The 16,075-nt window shown below is 71.7% G+C and carries 17 protein-coding genes and 1 pseudogene; 4 read left to right on the forward strand and 14 right to left on the reverse strand.

What is annotated here, in order from left to right:
* Nucleotides 1-23: 23 nt before the first annotated feature.
* From hemB to ACYVJ3_RS02730, 6 genes are all read right to left on the reverse strand, one after another.
* A complete protein-coding gene (hemB, locus tag ACYVJ3_RS02705) occupies nucleotides 24-1,007 on the reverse strand; it encodes a porphobilinogen synthase (protein WP_460850943.1) in 984 nt (327 codons plus the stop codon).
* A 135-nt stretch (nucleotides 1,008-1,142) separates the two neighbouring features.
* Nucleotides 1,143-2,798, reverse strand: coding sequence for a bifunctional uroporphyrinogen-III C-methyltransferase/uroporphyrinogen-III synthase (locus tag ACYVJ3_RS02710; protein WP_460850944.1), 1,656 nt, complete (start codon nucleotides 2,796-2,798; stop codon nucleotides 1,143-1,145).
* A gap of 3 nt (nucleotides 2,799-2,801) precedes the next feature.
* Nucleotides 2,802-3,794, reverse strand: a complete 993-nt coding sequence (gene hemC / locus ACYVJ3_RS02715) for a hydroxymethylbilane synthase (RefSeq protein ID WP_460850945.1) — start codon at nucleotides 3,792-3,794, stop codon at nucleotides 2,802-2,804.
* Nucleotides 3,791-5,101: a glutamyl-tRNA reductase gene (locus ACYVJ3_RS02720; RefSeq protein ID WP_460850946.1), complete on the reverse strand. Its 1,311-nt coding sequence runs from the start codon at nucleotides 5,099-5,101 to the stop codon at nucleotides 3,791-3,793. The genes hemC and ACYVJ3_RS02720 overlap by 4 nt, the downstream gene beginning before the upstream one ends.
* Nucleotides 5,098-5,793 carry a redox-sensing transcriptional repressor Rex gene (locus tag ACYVJ3_RS02725; protein WP_460850947.1) on the reverse strand — a complete coding sequence of 232 codons (696 nt, stop codon included), beginning with the start codon at nucleotides 5,791-5,793 and terminating at the stop codon, nucleotides 5,098-5,100. Before ACYVJ3_RS02725 ends, ACYVJ3_RS02720 begins: the two co-directional genes overlap by 4 nt.
* 158 nt (nucleotides 5,794-5,951) lie before the next feature.
* Entirely contained in the window at nucleotides 5,952-6,191 is a 240-nt protein-coding gene (locus ACYVJ3_RS02730) for a glutaredoxin family protein (protein WP_460850948.1), read from the reverse strand.
* A 44-nt stretch (nucleotides 6,192-6,235) separates the two neighbouring features.
* Between ACYVJ3_RS02730 and ACYVJ3_RS02735 the strand changes: the two genes are divergently transcribed.
* The 3 genes from ACYVJ3_RS02735 (at nucleotide 6,236) to ACYVJ3_RS02745 (ending at nucleotide 9,269) form a co-directional block, all read left to right on the forward strand.
* On the forward strand, nucleotides 6,236-7,117 hold the full coding sequence (locus ACYVJ3_RS02735; protein ID WP_460850949.1) for an HAD family hydrolase: 882 nt from the start codon (nucleotides 6,236-6,238) through the stop codon (nucleotides 7,115-7,117).
* A 132-nt stretch (nucleotides 7,118-7,249) separates the two neighbouring features.
* The gene (locus tag ACYVJ3_RS02740) at nucleotides 7,250-8,014 is read left to right on the forward strand and encodes a sigma-70 family RNA polymerase sigma factor (RefSeq protein WP_460850950.1); all 765 of its coding nucleotides are present in this window, start codon (nucleotides 7,250-7,252) and stop codon (nucleotides 8,012-8,014) included.
* 88 nt (nucleotides 8,015-8,102) lie between these two features.
* Nucleotides 8,103-9,269: a DUF5667 domain-containing protein gene (locus tag ACYVJ3_RS02745; RefSeq protein ID WP_460850951.1), complete on the forward strand. Its 1,167-nt coding sequence runs from the start codon at nucleotides 8,103-8,105 to the stop codon at nucleotides 9,267-9,269.
* 77 nt (nucleotides 9,270-9,346) lie between these two features.
* Here ACYVJ3_RS02745 and ACYVJ3_RS02750 read toward each other — a convergent pair whose 3' ends face one another.
* From ACYVJ3_RS02750 to ACYVJ3_RS02765, 4 genes are all read right to left on the reverse strand, one after another.
* Nucleotides 9,347-10,510, reverse strand: a complete 1,164-nt coding sequence (locus tag ACYVJ3_RS02750) for a lysophospholipid acyltransferase family protein (protein WP_460850952.1) — start codon at nucleotides 10,508-10,510, stop codon at nucleotides 9,347-9,349.
* The gene (locus ACYVJ3_RS02755; RefSeq protein WP_460850953.1) at nucleotides 10,503-11,576 is read right to left on the reverse strand and encodes an NAD-dependent epimerase/dehydratase family protein; all 1,074 of its coding nucleotides are present in this window, start codon (nucleotides 11,574-11,576) and stop codon (nucleotides 10,503-10,505) included. Before ACYVJ3_RS02755 ends, ACYVJ3_RS02750 begins: the two co-directional genes overlap by 8 nt.
* A 24-nt stretch (nucleotides 11,577-11,600) precedes the next feature.
* Nucleotides 11,601-11,702: a 30S ribosomal protein bS22 gene (locus tag ACYVJ3_RS02760; protein ID WP_008356322.1), complete on the reverse strand. Its 102-nt coding sequence runs from the start codon at nucleotides 11,700-11,702 to the stop codon at nucleotides 11,601-11,603.
* 157 nt (nucleotides 11,703-11,859) lie between these two features.
* Nucleotides 11,860-12,075, reverse strand: a complete 216-nt coding sequence (locus ACYVJ3_RS02765) for a helix-turn-helix domain-containing protein (RefSeq protein WP_460850954.1) — start codon at nucleotides 12,073-12,075, stop codon at nucleotides 11,860-11,862.
* Between the two features lie 223 nt (nucleotides 12,076-12,298).
* Here ACYVJ3_RS02765 and ACYVJ3_RS02770 point away from each other — a divergent pair, with 223 nt between their 5' ends.
* The gene (locus tag ACYVJ3_RS02770) at nucleotides 12,299-12,997 is read left to right on the forward strand and encodes an HAD family hydrolase (protein ID WP_460850955.1); all 699 of its coding nucleotides are present in this window, start codon (nucleotides 12,299-12,301) and stop codon (nucleotides 12,995-12,997) included.
* A 4-nt stretch (nucleotides 12,998-13,001) separates the two neighbouring features.
* On the opposite strand, the gene proC is transcribed toward ACYVJ3_RS02770, so the two are convergent.
* The 4 genes and pseudogenes from proC to ACYVJ3_RS02790 all read right to left on the reverse strand — a co-directional run bounded on the left by proC (nucleotide 13,002) and on the right by ACYVJ3_RS02790 (nucleotide 16,073).
* Entirely contained in the window at nucleotides 13,002-13,796 is a 795-nt protein-coding gene (gene proC, locus ACYVJ3_RS02775) for a pyrroline-5-carboxylate reductase (protein WP_460850956.1), read from the reverse strand.
* 26 nt (nucleotides 13,797-13,822) lie between these two features.
* Complete coding sequence (locus tag ACYVJ3_RS02780; protein ID WP_460850957.1) at nucleotides 13,823-14,557, reverse strand: ABC transporter permease; 735 nt, start codon at nucleotides 14,555-14,557, stop codon at nucleotides 13,823-13,825.
* A gap of 223 nt (nucleotides 14,558-14,780) precedes the next feature.
* Nucleotides 14,781-15,258, reverse strand: a pseudogene (locus ACYVJ3_RS02785) (ABC transporter ATP-binding protein); the annotation flags it as partial.
* Nucleotides 15,255-16,073 (reverse strand): sugar phosphate isomerase/epimerase family protein, encoded by an 819-nt coding sequence (locus ACYVJ3_RS02790; RefSeq protein WP_460850958.1) that lies wholly within the window; start codon nucleotides 16,071-16,073, stop codon nucleotides 15,255-15,257. The gene ACYVJ3_RS02790 and the pseudogene ACYVJ3_RS02785, both read right to left, overlap by 4 nt.
* Nucleotides 16,074-16,075: the final 2 nt, after the last annotated feature.

The following is a 16,075-nucleotide window of genomic DNA, read 5'->3' on the forward strand; positions in this document are numbered from 1 at the left end:
GCCTCAAGCCGCATGGGTGAGGCTCAGCGCAGCAGCCGCGCGGCCTCGGTGGCCCAGTAGGTCAGGATGACGTCGGCGCCGGAGCGGTGGATCGAGGTCAGGGTCTCGAGGATCGCGGCCTCGCGGTCGATCCACCCGTTGGCGGCGGCCGCCTCGACCATGGCGTACTCACCGGAGATGTTGTACGCCGCCACCGGCACGTCCACCGCGTCGCGGACCTGCCGGATCACGTCGAGGTAGGCCAGCGCGGGCTTCACCATCACGATGTCGGCGCCCTGCTCGATGTCGAGCAGCACCTCGGCGAGGCTCTCGCGCGCGTTGCGCGGGTCCTGCTGGTAGGTCTTGCGATCGCCGTCCAGCGTGGAGTCGACGGCCTCACGGAACGGGCCGTAGAACGCCGAGGCGTACTTCGCGGAGTAGGCGAGGATCCCCGTGTCGGTGTGGCCGGCGCCGTCGAGCGCGGCCCGGACGACGGCGACCTGGCCGTCCATCATGCCGCTGGGGCCGACCAGGTCGACGCCGGCGGCCGCCTGGACACGGGCCATCTCGGCGTACCGCCGCAGCGTGGCGTCGTTGTCGACCCGGCCGTCGCGCGCGAGCACGCCGCAGTGGCCGTGGTCGGTGAACTCGTCGAGGCACAGGTCGGCCATCACGACCAGGTCGTTGCCGACCTCGGCGACGACGTCGGCGATCGCGACGTTGAGGATGCCGTCGGGGTCGGTGGCGCCGCTGCCGACCGCGTCCTTGTGCTCGGGGATGCCGAACAGCATGACGCCCTTGATCCCGGCCGCGGCAGCCTCGACGACCGCCTTCCTGACCCCGTCCCGGGTGTGCTGGACGACGCCCGGCATCGACGAGATCGGCTGCGGCTCGCTGATCCCCTCCCGGACGAACAGCGGCAGCACCAGCTGCGAGGGGCGCACGGCCGTCTCGGCCACGAGGTCCCGCATCGCTGCGGTCGTCCGCAGCCGGCGGGGACGTACGACGGGCCGCTCGATCTCGGTCATGAGGCCATCATCCCATCCGCCGAGATCGCCCTCCGTCACCGTCGAGATCGCCCCATGTCGCACGCGAGATCGCCCTCCGTCGCAGGCGGGCTGCGACGGAGGGCGATCTCGACGGTGACGGAGGGGGATCTCGCGCTACTCAGCCTTGCGACGACGCCCCGACGGCTTGCGGTCCGACGGCTTGGTGACGGGCTCGCCGGCCTCCACGAGGGACGCGCGACGGGCGGCACCGAAGCCGGCCAGGGACTCGGCGAGGACGTCGACGTCCGGCAGCGGCGACATCACGTCGACGCGCAGGCCGTGCTCCTCGGCGGTCTTGGCCGTGGCGGGACCGATCACGGCGATGATCGTCGACGGGTGCGGCTTGCCGGCGATGCCGACCAGGTTGCGCACCGTCGAGGACGACGTGAAGACCACCGCGTCGAACTTGCCCGTCTTGATCGCGTCGCGCGTCGGCGCCGGCGGCGGGGCCGCACGCACGGTGCGGTACGCCGTCACGTCGTCGCACTCCCAACCCAGGTCGATCAGGCCGGCGACGAGGTTCTCGGTGGCGATGTCGGCACGCGGCAGGAACACCCGGTTGATCGGGTCGAGCTGCTCGTCGTACTCGGGCCAGTCCTCGAGCAGGCCGGCGGCCGACTGCTCCCCCGACGGGGTGAGGTCGGGGCGCAGGCCCCAGTCCATGAGGGACGCGGCGGTCTTGTCGCCGACCGCGGCGATCTTCAGACCGGAGAAGGAGCGGGCGTCGAGGCCGTACTCCTCGAACTTCTCGCGCACGGCCTTGACCGCGTTGACCGAGGTGAAGGCGACCCACTCGTAGCGACCCTCGACCAGGCCACGGACGGCCTTGTCCATCTGCTGCGGGTTGCGGGGCGGCTCGACGGAGATCGTGGGGACCTCCTCGGGCACGGCGCCGTAGCTGCGCAGGCGGTTGGACAGCGAGGCGGACTGCTCCTTGGTCCTGGGGACCAGGACGCGCCAGCCGAACAGCGGCTTGGTCTCGAACCACGACAGCGTCTGGCGCAGGTCGACGACCTTGCCGATGACGGTGATCGCCGGGGGCGCCATCCGGGCCGCGCGGGCGTCGGCGGCGATGTGCTCGAGCGTCGAGGTGACCGTCTGCTGCTCGGTGGTCGTGCCAACCCGGGTCATCGCGACCGGCGTGTCCGCGTTGCGGCCGGCGGCGACCAGCGCTTTGGCGATGTCGCCGATCTGGCCGACGGCCGAGAGCAGCACCAGGGTCGATGAGTCGGCGTACCGGCTCCAGTCGACCTTGTCGCCGCACGTCACGACCGCGACATCGCGGTGGTCCTTGGTGGTCAGCGGGATGCCGGCGTACGCCGGGACCGCCGAGACGGAGCTGACACCGGGGACGACCTCGAACGGCAGGCCGGCCTTGGCGACGGCCTGGGCCTCCTCGGGGCCGGAGGCGTAGAGGAACGGGTCACCGCCGAGGAGACGTACGACGCGGACGCCGCGCTTGGCCTGCTTGACGACGACCTTGGCGCGGGCGGCGTGCGTGAGCGGCTGCCCGTCCTCGCCGAAGCCACCGTCGATGATCTCGAGGCCCTCGGGCTCGAAGCCACGGATCGAGGCGACCAGGCCGGCGTGGGCGGGGTCCTCGGTGATGAGGACGTCGGCGTCAGCGATGAGCTGTGAGGCACGGACGGTGAGCAGCTCGGGGTCGCCAGGACCTGTGCCGACGAACGCGAGCCCACCCGGAGCGGGTGTCGGAGCGTCGACGGTCGCCTGGCCCTTGTCGGCTGCGGCGGTCGTGGTGGATCGGGTCATGCCTCATGCACCTCTAGCTGGTCGTGCGGCGGTAGGCGGCGTCGCGGAGAGCTCGCGCGCGCCGTCATCGAGCATCTCGGTGGCAAGTCGCCCACCGAGCCGGATCGCGGCCTCGGACCAGGTGGCCGGGTCGGCGCCGAGAGGCGTCGAACCGGAGGTCCGGACTGCGAGCGTGCCGTCCTCGGACAGCACGACGGCACGGAGCCACAGCTCCGGGCCGGAGTCATTCTCAAGGTCACCCTCGACGACGTCGGCGAGGGCGCCGATGGGGGCCGAGCAGCCCCCTTCGAGCGTGGCCAGGGTGGCCCGCTCGGCGGTGACGGCGGCACGCGTGGCCGCGTCGTCGAGCCGGGCGAGCAGTGCGAGCGTCTGCGCGTCGTCCGCGCGGCACTCGATCGCCAGCGCACCCTGACCGGGCGCCGGCAACATCTGGAGCGGGTCGAGGACCTCGGTGGCCTCGTCCACCCGGCCGAGGCGGGCCAGGCCGGCCCGGGCCAGCACCACGGCGTCGTACTCGCCGGAGGCGACCTTGGCGATCCGGGTGTCGACGTTGCCGCGCACCGGGCGGGCCTCGACACCGAGGCCGAGCGCGTTGAGCTGGGCGACCCGGCGCGGCGAGCCGGTGCCGACGACACTGCCGGCCGGGAGCTCGCCGAGGGTGAGTCCGTCCCGGGCGACGATCACGTCCCGGGGGTCCTCGCGGACCGGGATCGCGGCCAGCGCGATGCCCTGCTCGGGGTAGGTCGGAAGGTCCTTGAGCGAGTGGACCGCGAGGTCGACGTCGCCCGACAGCAGCGCGTCGCGCAGCGCACTGACGAAGATGCCGGTGCTCGAGGAGCCCGCGACCGGGGTGCCGGCGGCCTGGCTGCGATCGCCGTCGGTCGAGATCTCGACCAGGGTCGTCTCGACGCCGAGCTCGCGCAGGGCGGCGGCGACGTGGCCGGTCTGGGTGGTGGCCAGCGCGCTGGCGCGGGTGCCGATCCGAAGAACCGTCATGCCTGGCCCTCCTTGGTCACCGCGATCGGACGCGTCACGGCGTCCACAGCCTCGGGATCGAGGGCGAACAGCTCGGCCAGCGCGGCGGCGTACGAGACGGCGCCCTGCTCGTTGGCGAGCTCCTTGACCCGGACGGTCGGCGCGTGCAGCAGCTTGTCGGCGACCCGGCGCACGGTCTGGCGTACCTCGGCCAGGACGATCGGGTCGAGGTGGGTCAGGCGGCTCTCGAGACGCGTCATCTCGGCGTCGACCACGGAGGTCGCCATCGAGCGCAGCGCGACCACGGTCGGGGTGACGCTGGCCTGGCGCCGCGCGGCGAGGAAGGAGGTGACCTCCTCGGCGAGGATGCGGCGTACCTCCTGGACCTCGGCACCGGCGGCGCTGTCGTGCAGGGCCTCGGCCAGGATGGTGAGGTCGACCCGGGTGATCCCGACGTGGTCGGCGGTCGCCGGGTCGATGTCGTGCGGGAGCGCGAGGTCGATCAGCGCGAGCGGCCGGGTCGCCTCGAGACGCGCCTGGGCGACCATGTCGGCGGTCACCACGATGCCAGTGGCGCCGGTGCAGCTGATCACGATGTCGGCCTGCGCGAGCTCGTCGACCAGGTCGGAGAGAGGTACGGCGACGCCGCCGTACTGGGAGGCCAGGCGCGTCGCGCGATCGAGCGAGCGGTTGACCACGGCGATGCGGGAGGCGCCCATGCGGCTGACGGTCGCGGTGGCGAGCCCCGCCATCGCGCCGGCGCCGATCACGACCACCGACTTTCCGACGACCCCGGCCTCACCGGCGCCGACGTGGTCGAGCGCAGCGGTCACGAGCGTCGGGGCGACCAGGTCGATCGCGGTCTCGGCGCGCGTGCGCTTGCCGACGCGCAGGGCCTGCTGGAACAGCGAGTTGAGGGCGGGCCCGACCGTGCCGAGCTCCTGACCACGACGCAGCGCCTCGCGGGTCTGGCCGAGGATCTGGCCCTCGCCGACGGCCATCGAGTCCATGCCCGCGGCGACCTTGAAGAGGTGGGAGATCGCGCCGTCGTCGTAGTGGACGTAGAGGTGCGGCAGCATCGCCTCGGTCGACTCGCCGGCCCGCTCGACGAGCAGCTTCGAGAGCTGCTCGATGCTGCCGTGGAACCGGTCGACCTCGGTGTAGATCTCGACCCGGTTGCAGGTGGAGATGACCGTCGCCTCGGTGACGTGGTCACACGTGGCGGCGGCCGCAGCCAGCTTCTGAGCGCCGGACTCGTCGACCGCGACGCGCTCGAGCAGCGACACGGGAGCCGAGTTGTGGGAGATGCCCACCACCAGGACGCTCACGACACGCCCTCGAGCTCGTCGGACTCGTCGGCGTCGATGACACCGGACTTGCGCTGCTCGTGGAAGGCGAGGATCTGCAGCTCGATGGACAGGTCGACCTTGCGTACGTCGATGCCGTCGGGGACCTGGAGAACGGCGGGCGCGAAGTTGAGGATGCTGGTGATCCCGACCTCGACGAGGCGGTCGGCGACGACCTGGGCGGAGCCCGCCGGCGTCGCGATGACACCGATGACGACCTCGTGGTCGGCGACGATCTTCTCGAGATCGGCGAAGTCGCGGACACGTACGCCGGCGACCTCACGACCGATGACGCTCGGGTCGGCGTCGAGCAGCGCGAGCACGCTGAAGCCGCGGCTGCGGAAGCCGGAGTAGTTCGCCAGCGCCTGACCCAGGTTTCCCAGACCCACGATGACCACGGGCCAGTCGTGGGTGACGCCGATCTCGCGGGCGATCTGGTAGCGCAGGTAGTCGACGTCGTAGCCGACCCCGCGGGTGCCGTAGGAGCCGAGGTAGGAGAGGTCCTTGCGCAGCTTGGCGGAGTTGACCCCCGCGGCGACGGCGAGATCCTCGCTGGAGCAGGTGCGAATTCCCGTCTCTGCGAGGGCCGTCAGCGCCCGCAGGTAGACGGGCAGACGGGCAACCGTGGCCTCCGGGATGACCCGGCCTGCCTCTGGCGAAGTCCGTGCTGTCACAACTCTTCTTTCCAGTCGCCTCCGTGCGGATGCGGCCCGGCCACTGTAGGAGTTTGTGAACGCGCGAACCAAATCAAAGAGGGGGGTCGTTCACGGCGTGAGAAGGGGCCGTGCTAGGCACGAATCTCGGCTAGATGCAAACCCGCACGGCGACTGCGTCAGGCGCCGAGCGCCGCCCTGAGACGCTGCTCACTGACTCGCCAGAAGTCGTGCTGCCTGCCGTCGACGAAGGTCACCGGGATCTCGTTGCCGAAGCGCTGGAGCAGCGCGGGGTCCTCATCGATCGAGACCTCGACGTACGTCGTCCCGAGGTCGGAGCACACCCGCTCGATGACCGCGCGCGCGTCGTCGCACAGGTGGCAGCCGGGACGGCCGTAGAGGGTGACGCGGGGCTCCATGGCTCCACGGTAGCGCCGGCGGCGGCCGCCACTAGGCTGGTGCCATGGCATCCAGCGGCAAGCGCCCGAGCCGGCTCGACCTGCAGCAGCGGTCGACGCTCGCGGGCGAGGCCGCGGCCGCGGCCGCCCAGGTGGAGACAGCGCTCGAGGTGCCCGGTGACCCGACCGCCGCGGCGTTCTTCGACGTCGACAACACCGTCATGCAGGGCGCCAGCATCTTCCACCTCGCTCGCGGCCTGTACCGCCGCGACTTCTTCACCACCCGCGACCTGCTCGGCGCCGCGTGGAAGCAGGCCTACTTCCGCATCGCCGGCGTCGAGGACCCCGAGCACGTCGCCGACGCCCGCAACTCCGCCCTCGCGTTCATCGCCGGCCACACGGTCGCCGAGATCGAGGAGGTCGGCGAGGAGATCTTCGACGAGGGCATGGCCCACCGGATCTGGCCGGGCACCCGCGCACTGGCCCAGATGCACCTCGACCAGGGTCAGCGCGTCTGGCTGGTGACCGCCGCACCGATCGAGATCGCGGGCCTCATCGCTCGTCGCCTGGGCCTGACCGGCGCGCTCGGCACGGTGGCCGAGCACGTCGACGGCGTCTACACCGGCCGGCTGGTCGGCGACATGCTGCACGGGCCGGCCAAGGCCGTCGCGGTCAGCGCCCTGGCGGAGCGCGAGGGACTCGACCTGAGCCGCTGCTCGGCGTACTCCGACTCCGCGAACGACCTGCCGATGCTCGGCCTCGTCGGCGATCCGTGCGCGATCAACCCCGATCCCAAGCTGCGCGCGCACGCGCGCGCGAACGGCTGGCGGATCCGCGACTACCGCACCGGACGGCGTGCGGCCCGCGCCGGCCTCGTGGTCGGCTCGGCCGCCTCGGGCGCCGCCGTCGCCACCGCACTCGCCCGGCGGATCCACCATCGCCGCTGAGCCGCTCCCCCCAGACAGTGGCCCCGCTCACAGATCCGCCGTAGGATCCGAATTCAGGAGGATCGTTCGGGGAGGGCCGGAATGACCTGGGAGCGTGACATTTCGCGGGGCGTCGACGCCCTGCGCTGTGCCGTGTCCGAAGCGCTCCGCAACCTCGCCGAGCCGATCGGTCCGGCGTACGCCGTCGCCGGCGGCGCTCCCGTCCCGCGCTCCGCCGCTCGTACGACGCCGTGGCTGATGTCCGAGGCCGATCACGGCTTCCCCGTCGAGCCCGGCGAGGAGCCCCTCGCCCCTGAGGGGACCTACGGCGACGCCCAGCTCGCCACGTCCTCCGAGGACTCACCCGAGGCCCGCGAGCGACTGATCGGCCTGGTCGAGCTGGCCCGTGGCGGCGATGCCGAGGCGTTCGGGATGCTGTTCGACCACTACCAGCCCTCGGTCTACCGCTTCCTCTACTACCGGACCCGCTCGGTGGTCGTCGCCGAGGACCTCACCTCAGAGACCTTCTTCCGCGCCCTGCGCAACATGGGCTCGTTCCGCTGGCAGGGCAAGGACTTCGGCGCCTGGCTGATGACCATCGCCCGCAACCTGGCCACCGACCACTTCAAGGCCGGCCGCACCCGCCTCGAGCTCACCACCGAGGACATGGCCCTCCACGACGACATCGCCGAGGGTCCCGAGCACGAGGTGCTCGCCCACCTGACCAACGAGATCCTGCTCGAGGCGCTGACCAAGCTGCCCAGCGAGCAGCGCGACTGCCTGATCATGCGGTTCCTCCAGGGCCTGAGCATCGCCGAGACCGCCCAGGCCCTCAGCCGCAGCGACGGGGCGATCAAGCAGCTCCAGCTGCGCGGCGTTCGCAACCTCGCCAAGCTGATGCCGGAGGGGCTGCGATGACGCTCACACACGTAACCTCGGCCGTCTGCTGGTCGTTGACCCAGCAGGACGGATCGGGCCGTCCAGGCACCAGTGAAGGACGGTTCTCATGATCGGCAACGCGCACACGCGCCGCGCCGAGGAGTTCGACGCCGCGCTGTCCGGTCGCGCTACGAGCGGGACGCAGCAGCGGTACGCCGAGCTGCTCGACGTGGTCAGTGGCCTGCGCTCCGTCCCCGCGCCCGCCGCGCGCCCGGCGTACGTCGCCGCGCTCCGCGGCCAGCTCGTCCGCGAGGCCGGCCTGATGCCGGCCACACCGCACGCCGACCGCGCCACGGAGCTCAAGCTCACCCCCACGCGAACGCACGGTCGTCGCGAGCGTCGCCTCGCCGCGATCATCGGCGGCTTCGCCGTGGTCGCCGCCAGCGGCTCGATGGCCGTCGCCTCCCAGGGCGCGCTGCCCGGCGACGTCCTCTATCCTGTCAAGCGGGCGATCGAGAACGCGCACGCGAACCTGCAGAGCTCCCCCGACGCCAAGGCATCGGTCCTGCTCGACAACGCCGAGAACCGCCTCTCCGAGGTCGAGGAGCTCAGCGCCCGCGGCGACTCCGCCGACGCCGGCGAGATCACCAGCACGCTCCAGGCGTTCAAGGACCAGACCAGCCAGGCGTCCACGATCGCCATCGACGACTTCTCCAAGAACGGCGACGACTCCGGCCTGACCGACGTCCACTCGTTCGCCGACGCCTCGATGTCGCGGCTCGTCGCGCTCGACGACGTGCTCCCGGCGGAGGCACGGCCCGCTCTGGTCGCCGCGGCCCAGACCATCCGCTCGGTCGACCTGGCCGCCTCGGACGCCTGCCCGACGTGCATCCAGAGCCCGCTGACCCAGCTGCCGGACTTCGCCACCAAGGCGCTCACCGGGGTCGTCGTCCCGGGTCGCCCGCCCTCGAGCGGTTCGACCACGGCCAAGGCGTCGCCCGCCCAGCGCGCCGGCTCGACGCCGACGGGCCCCAGCGCCGGACACTCCAGCAGCACGGCGCCGCCGAGCCTCCCGGCCCTGCCCGGCCTCCCGTCGGACGACAGCGGCCAGTCCGCCGGCTCCGGCGGCGACACCGGCACCTCCGACGACCAGCACGTCGTCCCCGACACGATCAACAAGATCACCAAGGGACTCCTCGGCGGCGGTGGAACCACCACCCAGAGCAGCGCGGACCCGTCCAGCAGCCCCGACGTCGTCGGCGGCCTGAACAACCTGCTCGGCCTCGACAACTGACCCGGACAGCGCGACCACGTCGCGCTCGAGGTCGTCCGGGCTCGGCTGCTCGGCCGCCTCTTCCGCGGGGACGCGCCCTAGGAGAAGACGGACTTGCGCTGGCGCAGCAGGCTGTAGAGCGTCTGCTGGATCGTCTCGCGGACCTGGTCGGTGACGTTGAAGACCAGCATCGGGTCGTCCGCGGCACCGGAGTCGTAGGAGTCGGTGCGGATCGGCTCGCCGAACTCCAGGATCCACTTGGACGGCAGCGGGACCAGCCCGAGCGGCCCGAGCAGCGGGAAGAGCGGCGTGATCGGGATGTAGGGCACGCCCAGGACCCGCGCCAGCGCCGGGACGTTGCCGACGAGCGGGTAGATCTCCTCGGCGCCGACGACCGAGAGCGGGATGATCGGGACGCCCGTGCGCACCGCGGCCGACACGAAGCCACCTCGGCCGAAGCGCTGGAGCTTGTAGCGGTCGGCGTACGGCTTGCCGATGCCCTTGAACCCCTCGGGCCAGACACCGACGAGCTCGCCTCCACGCAGCATGCGCTCGGCGTCCTCGGTGCAGGCGAGGGTCGCGCCGCCCTTGCGGGCGACCGATCCGACGAACGGCAGCTTGAAGACGAGATCCGCGCCCAGCGGGCGCAGGAAACGACCGGTGTGGTCGTGGATGGTCGACATGGTCATCAGGCCGTCGACCGGGATGGTGCCGGAGTGGTTCGAGACCACGAGCGCACCGCCTGTGGTGGGGATGTTCTCGACGCCGCGGACCTCGATGCGGAACCACTTCTGCGCGATCGGTCGCAGGGCCGCGAACATGAACCGCTCGGCGATCTCCTTGTCGAAGCCGTACTCGTCGACGACGTACTCGCCGGTGATGCGACGGCGCAGGAACGCCAGGAAGTGGGCGAGCTGGGGCTCCCACTGGTCGCCCCACAGCTCGGCAGCGGCGCCCTGGAAGGCAGCCAGCCAGTCACCGACGGGGATGCCACCGCCCGGCTCGCGCTCGCTCACCTGGATGGGCGGCACGGCCTCGACGGGTGCCGCGATGGGCGCGGTCGGGACGAGGGTGGGTACGTCGGAGGAGGTGTCCTGCTGGACGACCGGCTCGTCGCTGGGGCGCTCGGCAGTGGGCTTCGGCGGCGCCGTGGGCCTCTTGCCCTGCGGCGCCAGGCCACGCGCGGCCGCGGACGGGCGGGTGCCGGTACCGCGACCGGGCTTGCCGCGGGTGCCGATCGGGATGATGTCTGCGTCACCCATCAGTGCCTCCGGCGAGAGTCAGGTGCCCCGGGGTCTCGACGAGCTCGACCGCCGGGCGGGGGACGGGGAAACGGTGGGAGAGCGCCTCGATGGCCGCCTGGGTGCGGCCGCCGGTCGGCGCCAGCGTGGCGGCGAACTCCGCGAAGGCGCTCGCCGTCGTGTAGTCGGGCTCGAAGCCGAGCTCGGTCTTCATGCGGTGCGTGTCGACCCCTCGACCGTAGGTCAGGAAGGCAAGCAGCTCCGGTGTCAGCTCGGCGACCCGGGCCGAACGGACCACCGAGCTCACGCCGCCGAACGCGATGGACGGCAGCGGCAGGCTGGGGCGCTGCATCCGCCGCAGGGCCTGGGAGAGCATCAGGACCCCGTCGCCGGCGACGTTGAACGTTCCGGGGACGGGGTGCTGGACCGCGTGGGTGAGCACCCGCTCGAGATCGTGCTGGTGCAGGAACTGCAGGCGGGGGTTGAAGCCGAGGACCGTCGGGATGAGCGGCAGGCGAAAGTACGACGTCAGCGGGCTGACGACCTGCGGGCCGATCACGTTGGCGCACCGCAGGATGGTGACCGCGACGTCGGGGCGACGACGCGCGAAGCTGCGGACGTAGCCCTCGACCTCGGTGACGTCCTTGGCGTAGCCGCTGCGTGCGGCCCGCCGAGGCTCCATCTCCTCGGTGAACATCGCCGGGTCGCGGCTGCTGGCGGCGTACGCCGTCGTCGACGACTTCAGCACGAGCTGTCGCACCCGGTCGGACGCCTGGCACGCAGCGAGCAGCTGCATCGTGCCGATGACGTTGAGCTCCTTCATCATGCCCCGCGCACCGGCCGAGCCGGGCGTGGCGATGACGCTCATGTGGACGACCGTGTCGACATCCTCCTTGGCGATGATCTTGGCGATCACCGGGTTGCGGATGTCGGCACGGACGAACGACGCGGCGCCCAGGTCTCCCCGCGGAGGGGTGACGTCGACGCCGACGACCCGAGAGATCCCGGGAGCGTCCGCCAGCGAGCGCGCGAAAGCACGGCCGAGGTCACGGGAGACCCCGGTAACGAGAACCGTGCGTCCGCTCATCGGCTCAACTGGCGAACGCGCAGGTCACTTGCCGAGCTTGCGACGCTGAACGCGCGTCTTCTTCAGCAGCTTGCGGTGCTTCTTCTTGGCCATGCGCTTGCGCCGCTTCTTGATGACAGAACCCACGTGTGCCTCTCCAACAGCCGGACTGTCCGGCTTACTCCGTATAGGGCCACCGGCAGATACCGGTGGACCGAGCCAGCCTATCGGGGCCGGACCACGGGGGGTGAATCAGGAGTTACGTTCGTGGGACGGGTCACGAACGCCAGGCGAGAGCCCGGGCTCAGCCCGCGTTGTAGAAGGACTTCTCGAGGTAGGCGTTGACGTCTTCCTCGGTGAGGCGGAACGAGCGACCGACGCGGTGCGCCGGGATGGTGCCGTCGTGGACCAGTCGGTAGACCGTCATCTTGGAGACGCGCATCATCGATGCGACCTCCGCGATGGTGAGGAACTTGGGGTCCGGGAGGGACTCAGAGCGCTCGCGCGACGAGGGAGCCATGGCAAACCACGCTTTCTGTTCGTCCGTCACGACCTTCCCCAGTCGTGAAATGCGGACTCGAGCGTGAGACTAGAGCCTGATGTGACTCATGGGGAAGGGGTAAACCCAAGGAACTTCCGAATCACCGGCGTGTCGTCTTGACCACGCCGGATCGCACCTGTCCGGGCGTCCGTTCGAATCGTCCCGCGCGAGGGGTGTCGGCGGTCGCTGCGAGACTGTCCCCATGGCGAGGGAGCGGGCGATCAGAGGAGTCCTCTTCGACCTCGACGACACCCTCGTCGACCACCGCGGAGCGGCCGATCGAGGCGTGCGCTCGTGGCTCGGAGGCCTCGGCCTGGCCGACTCCCCGGCCGATCTGGACGAGCTGGTCGAGCGGTGGTTCGCCCTGGAGGCGAGGCACTACGAGCGCGCCCAGCGGCGCGAGATCAGCTACGCCGAGCAGCGCCGGGTCCGCATCCGCGAGTTCCTGCCGAGCTGGGACCTCGCCGACGACGAGCTGGCCGACGACGTGTTCGCGGGCTACCTCGGCAGCTACCAGGCCGCCTGGCGGGCGTTCGGCGATGCGGCCGACGCGATCGAGCGCGCCCTCACCGACGGCCTGCGGGTCGGGATCCTGACCAACGGCGACGTGCGGATCCAGACCGAGAAGCTGCGGCGGACCGGTCTGCTGCGGGACGACGTACCTCTCTATGCGTCCTCCGAGCTGCCGGCGGCCAAGCCCGACCCCCGGGCGTACGCCGCAGCCTGCGCGGCGCTCGGCACAGCACCGGCGCAGACGCTGATGGTCGGCGACTCGCTGCGCCACGACGTGCTGGGGGCGCAGCGCGCCGGGCTGTCCGGCGTGCTGCTCGACCGGCCGGGGTGGCGTCGCCACCCCGAGGTCACGACGGTGCGCGACCTCGACTCACTGGCCTGGGCCTAGTCGCCTACGACCCGAGCTCCACCGACCGGTCGTGCGCGGCCGCGAGCGCGTCGAGGAACGCCGCCCGCAGGCCGTGGGCCTCGAGCGTGGCCAGGGCGGCAGCGGTCGTGCCGCCCGGCGAGGTGACGTTCTCGCGGAGGATGGCGGGGTGCTCGCCGGTCTCGCTGAGCATCGTGGCGGCACCGAGCAGGGTCTGCACGGTGAGCTCGCGCGCGACCGGGCGGGGCAGCCCGAGGCGTACGCCGGCGTCGATCATCGCCTCGGCGACCAGGAAGACGTACGCCGGGCCGGAGCCGCTCACCGCGGTGACGGCGTCCTGCTGCTTCTCCGGGACCACGACGGCGCGGCCGGCGGCTGCCAGCAGCTCGGTCGCGTGCGACAGCTGCTCGTCGGTGCACGTGGAGCCGGGCGAGAGGGCAGCCATGCCCTGGCCGACCAGCGCCGGGGTGTTGGGCATGACCCGGACGACGGCGACGCCCTCGGGCACGAGGGCCTCCAGCGCGGCGATGGTGACGCCGGCGGCGACCGAGATCAGCAGCTGACCGTCGCGGAGCGACGGGGCGATCTCACCGAGCACGGCCGGAACGTCCTGCGGCTTGACGACCAGCAGGATCGTGTCGGCGGCGGCGGCCTCGAGGTTGTCCACGACGCGCACGCCGTGCGCGGCCGTCAGCTCGGCGGCGCGCTCGGCGCGCTTCTCCCCCACCAGCACGGACTCGGCGGGGTGGCCCGCGCGCAGCAGGCCGGCCAGCAGGGCCTCCCCCATCATCCCCGCACCGATCACTGCAATCTGCGTCATGGGGCTGAATCTACTGGGGCAGGCGGTCAGTCCGTGCGTCGGCGAAGCGTGGCGGCGCCCAGGCACAGGGCCGCCAGCGCGAAGCCCGCGACCACCGACAGATCGACCCACACCCGCCCCGTCGACGACGTCGAGGCCAGCCGGCTCATCGCGTCGACGGCGTACGTCAGTGGAAGGAGGTCGGACACGGCGTGCAGCACCGCCGGCATCGCGTCACGCGGGGTGAGCAGACCGCACAGCAGGATCTGGGGCACGACGACGGCCGGCAGGAACTGGACCGCCTGGAACTCGGTGCGGGCGAAAGCCGAGACGAACAGCCCCAGCGCGGTGCCCAGGACGGCGTCGGCGACGCCGACGACCCCGAGCAGGGCCACCGGTCCGGCGACGTGGAGGTCGAGCAGGCCGACGGTCACGCCGACCGCGAGCGCGCCCTGGAGCACGGCGACCAGGCCGAAGGCCAGCGCGTAGCCGACCAGGAAGTCGAGCTTGCCCATCGGCAGCGTGAACAGCCGCTCGAGGGTGCCCGAGGACCGTTCGCGCAGGGTCGTCACCGAGGTCACCAGGAACATCACGAAGAACGGGAAGATCGCCAGCAGCGCCGGTCCGACGCGGTCGAAGACGAACGGGCTCGACGTGAAGATCCACCACAGCAGGGTCTCCAGGACGCACGGCAGGACGAGCAGGATCGCGAGCGTACGCCGGTCGCGGGTCAGCTGGCGCAGCACGCGGGCCGTGATGGCGAAGGTGATGCGCGGGGTCATGACCGGCCCTCGACCAACGCGAGGAAGGCGTCCTCGATCGTCTCGACGCCGGCGGCGGCCTTCACGGCGGCCGGGGTGTCGTGGGCGATGATCCGGCCGTCGCGCATCAGCAGCAGGCGGTCGCAACGGTCGGCCTCGTCCATCACGTGGCTCGAGATGAGCAGCACCTTGCCGTCGGCGGCGAGCCGGTGGAACACGGCCCAGAGGTCGCGGCGCAGGACCGGGTCGAGCCCGACCGTCGGCTCGTCGAGCACCAGCAGCTCGGGGTCGCCGAGCAGGGCGGCCGCGAGACCGACGCGGGAGCGCTGGCCACCGGAGAGCCGGCCGACGACCTGGTCGCGATGGCGGCCGAGGTCGACCAGCTCGACGGTCTCGTCGACGACGGAGGGCGATCGGCCGAGCACGCGGGCGAAGAAGCGGAGGTTCTCGGTGACCGAGAGGTCGTCGTACACGCTGGAGCTCTGGGTGAGGTACCCGACGCGGGTCCGCAGACCGGCCGATCCCGCGGGCTCGCCCAGGACGGTCACCGTGCCCGAGGCGATCCGCTGGACGCCGACGATCGAGCGCAGCAGCGTCGACTTGCCGCAGCCGGACGGTCCGAGGAGGCCGGTGACGCCCGGCTCGACGGTGAGGTCGAGGTCCTCCAGGACGGTGGTCCCACCACGCACCACGGTGAGGCCCGCGACGGTGACGGCGCTCATCGCTCGACCGGGGCCTCGGCAGGTTCGACCACCGACAGGTGCTCGCGGGCGAAGGCGAGGGACTCGGCCAGGTCGGCCGCGCGCTGCGCGACGGTCTCGCACTTGCGGGTGTTGATCTCGACGACGACCTCGCCCTCGAAGCCGCTGGCCGCGAGATGGCGGAGGAAGGCGTCGGCGCGCATGTCGCCGCGGCCCGGGACGAGGTGCTCGTCGCGGGCGTTGTCGGTGCCGTCGGTGAGGTGGATGTGGCGCAGACGTGGGCCCAGGCGCTCGGCCATCTCGATCACGTCGTCACGCGCGATCGCCGCGTGGGAGAGGTCGATCGTGGCGTTGGCGTAGGGCTCGCGGGACGGATCGGTGCCGGGGAGGTACATCGGCACCTGGCGCTTCTGCGCGCGCCAGGGATACATGTTCTCGACCGCGAACCGGATGCCGCTGGACTCCTCGAGCGCCGCGATCCCGTTGACGAACTCGGCGGCGTACTCCTTCTGCCAGCGGAACGGCGGGTGCACGACGACGACCTCAGCACCGACCGCGGTCGCCATCTCGGCCGAGCGCTGCAGCTTGCCCCAGGGCTCGATGCCCCAGACCCGCTGCGTGAACAACAGGCACGGAGCGTGGACCGCGCTGATCGGGATCTCGTGGTGGTCGGAGAGCTGGCGTACGGCGCTGGTCTGCTGGGAGATGGCGTCGGTGCCGACCATCACCTCGACGGAGTCGTAGCCGAGCTCGGCGGCGTAGCGGAAGCCGTGCGCGGTCGACTCGGGGTACACCGAGACGGTGGACAGCCCGACCTTGATCGACCCCGCGCTCACGC

The organism is Nocardioides montaniterrae (assembly GCF_054782655.1).